General features: G+C 33.7%; 1 protein-coding gene and 1 pseudogene. One reads left to right on the top strand and one right to left on the bottom strand.

The window, feature by feature from the left end; genetic code table 11:
- Nucleotides 1-821, bottom strand: an 821-nt coding sequence (locus ACFIL8_RS08580; RefSeq protein WP_375689449.1) for a POTRA domain-containing protein, incomplete at its 3' end; no start/stop codon positions are given.
- A 1,036-nt stretch (nucleotides 822-1,857) separates the two neighbouring features.
- On the opposite strand from ACFIL8_RS08580, the pseudogene ACFIL8_RS08575 reads away from it, so the two are divergent.
- Nucleotides 1,858-2,299 (top strand): annotated as a pseudogene (locus tag ACFIL8_RS08575) (type ISP restriction/modification enzyme); the annotation flags it as partial.
- Between the last annotated feature and the right edge of the window lie 928 nt (nucleotides 2,300-3,227).

The following is a 3,227-nucleotide window of genomic DNA, read 5'->3' as shown; positions in this document are numbered from 1 at the left end:
ACCCTCAAGCCCGCACTATAACGCGCATAACCCGTGGAAGATTGTCCCATATTGTCATGAGAAACAGTAACCTTGAACGTTTTATCGGGATGATTGTTAATATTGACAATGGTGCTCCCTTCTTCACTCCCTGGAAGAAGTTCGCTTTGAGCGTGTGCTGAACTCAAACGGTTGATCTGATCAAGCCCCTGTTCAATATCGCGCATGTTCAGAACATGACCTTGAAGCCCAGGAAAAGCACTCCACACAACATTATTATAACGAGATGCCGGTGAACCATTATAGTAAATCTCTGAAAGCTTCCCCTCAATGACAACAAATTTGAGCGTCTTGCTGTTTTTGATATCTTGATCAGGAATGTAAAAACGTGCCGTTACATAGCCTTGATCCAAATAAACTTTGGTTAACTTCTTGATTAAGAGCTGAATATCAAAAAGACCGATACATCTTCCAACATAAGGCTCTGTTACGGCTGATATAGAGCGCTTTTTGACATGATGCACTCCCTCAACAACAACAGCATGAATTGGAAAACATTGCTTCCCACCCAAAAGCGTTTCTGGATTTTGCTCTGAAGGCGTCTTTATCCTTTTAGGCGTTAAAGCGCGTAATTTCTCAATTCTTTCTAATTGCTGCTTCTCAGATTGTTGGCGAGAAAAATTATCGGTTGGGGAATGAAAAATAGCTGAGGAGCGCGCATAAACATTTACACCTGTAAACAAGCCAAAGAAAACAACAATGGCACGAAAAATTCTCAAAAGAGAACTTTGGCGTAAAAATACACAAAACAATACAGATTGCCCCCGCTTTGCATTATTCATGAAGCACTCTTTAAAAGAACTTCATGGAACCGCTAATAAATCCACTCAAAACAGCCACTGCCCTATAACGCTTTTAACAAAAGCACATGCCTCTGTAACCAAAGAAAAGTGATACCCAAAAATGCTTTATTTTAACTGCTGAAGATCTCTCCCCCACATTTATATGAAAAAACCTCTAAACAAAACTGTTTAGCCCGTCAATGGTTAATACATCAATATCCCCAGTTTTCAATATCCCCAGTTTAATGCTACAATATATTTATCAATAATTAGAGATAAATTCACTCTCCAGCCCCTCTAAGCCACTCAACACGCATATAAACGAGACATCATGCTATCAAGCACATCCTGTCGTCAAAAACCATCATAGAAAACAATAAGAAATCTCTTTGAGAGCCTTTCAAGACAATTACGCAAAACTCTTTTTCCTGCCTTTGCTCGCCAAATGTGGCGAGCAAACAAAGTCTTGATTTTCTAATAAGTTATATTTAATGGCATTTTCATCAAAGAACTTTTCTCCAAAGACAATGATCTGAGCGATCTGAACAGAAGAGTTTTGTCCAGTGCTGTCAGTGTTGTCAGTTCTTTTTAGAGCCTATTTTATTTTTTTAAATGATAAAAAATTAAAAACATTATATTTCAATATGTTAGCATTTTAACGATACAACCTATATCGACAATACAACCTTAAATACAATCCATAATATATATTTGTCAGTTTGTGTCTGTAAATTGAACTGACAAACTAGACTATTTTAGTGACTCATAAAACCTATCAAAATACTCACTCTGATATTTTAAAGCACATGCTTCATTTGTCTTTTTTCCATAAAATAAACAGCAAATTTCACTACTTTGCTGATCTTATCCTATGCCATGGGCTGTGGATAAGTACCTTTAAAAACCCTTTTGAAAAAATTATCGGCTTTTTTAGCATTTTTTCCAGTTTTCTCACTATTCATTCAAAATGGATTTAATAAGCTTCGTTTTGATTCTTTTGATAAGAATTAACCCCCTCATATGAAAACGGAGCTCTGTTGTAACAGGGCATGAACTGGATCATTTGCACGTGAATTATGAAGATGTAGAGCCTTATCCAGTGACCTTTAAAAAGGGTAATCCTAAATTAACTGATATCCCTAATTCCGAAAAGTTTTATTACGTGACTGAAATGGAATTCGCAAAAGCAGGTAAAGAGAAAAATTAAACCACTGTTATTTATAATAACAGATATCCCTCTTGAAGCTTATGAGTATATCGTCAATGGCAAGCCCGCTCTTGAATGGATTATGGGGCATCAATGTGTAAAGACAGATAAAAAGAGTGGCATTGTTAATGATGCCAATCACTATGCTGTTAAAACCGTTGGAAATCCTGCTTATCCATTGGATTTGTTTCAAAGGGTTATTAGCGTAAGTTTAGAAACAATGAAAATCGTGAAAAAACTACCAAAATTAGAAATAAGAGGAACTGAATAGACTTGGCATGCTAAACTCACAAAGGGGTATAAGGTCTTATACCTATAGGCTCTATACCCCCTTTATAAATAGCTTACATACAATCTTTAAAAGGATAATTTATCATGCGTTATTCTAAAAAGAAATCATTTGACTTTTAAAACACTGTATTTTGGATTGCAAAGCTTATACCGTAATCTAAAATGATAGCTTTATTGTTTTCAAAAGCTTTGTTTAAAGAGAGTTATGTATATTCATTTTCTTATATTACTTATAGGCTTTGAAGGTTTCTCAAACCCTCAAAATACCTTCAAAAATATATCGTGGGTTGTGTTTATAGGTTGTATCTTGATATAGGTTGTTTATTAAAAAAATATATAAAGGGGGTCAAAAGGAACCCTCAAAATACTCAAAAACCTCAAAACTCATAACCACAATAGTCTTGATAACATTTCTTATGATTATAATCCCTTTCTTTTGAAAGGCTTTAAAGGATCATATGCTTTTTATAAAGCACGTTTTAATCATTCTCTAAATCATAAGTTTATCTATTCAAATGAACTGATAAAATTCATAAAAGGGATTTTAATAACGTAATCAGTTTTTACTTTCATACGCTTTTCATAAGACACGCGTTAATTACTCACTAAAATAATCTATTTTGTCAGTTCAATTTACTGACACATAACTGATAAGTTTTATTCAACTCACATCATTGGTTATCTTTAAAGATTGTACTCTTGATATGAGTTATGTTTTTAAAATACTAACCTATTGAAATATAAAGTTTTTAATTTTTACTCATTTAAAAAAATAATATAGGCTCTAAAAAGAACTGACAACACTGACACGGTCTATTAAAAGGGATTTTGCTAATCTTTATAATGATCAATCTCTTTTTAGATGTTTTCATAACAAGCAATAAATCGCAATTATCCTATTTATCAAC

Origin of the sequence: Bartonella sp. AP57NXGY (genome assembly GCF_042195805.1) — a bacterium.
GTDB lineage: Bacteria > Pseudomonadota > Alphaproteobacteria > Rhizobiales > Rhizobiaceae > Bartonella.
The sequence above is the reverse complement of the archived record's forward strand: the minus strand, read 5'-3'. Positions and strand labels throughout refer to the sequence as shown.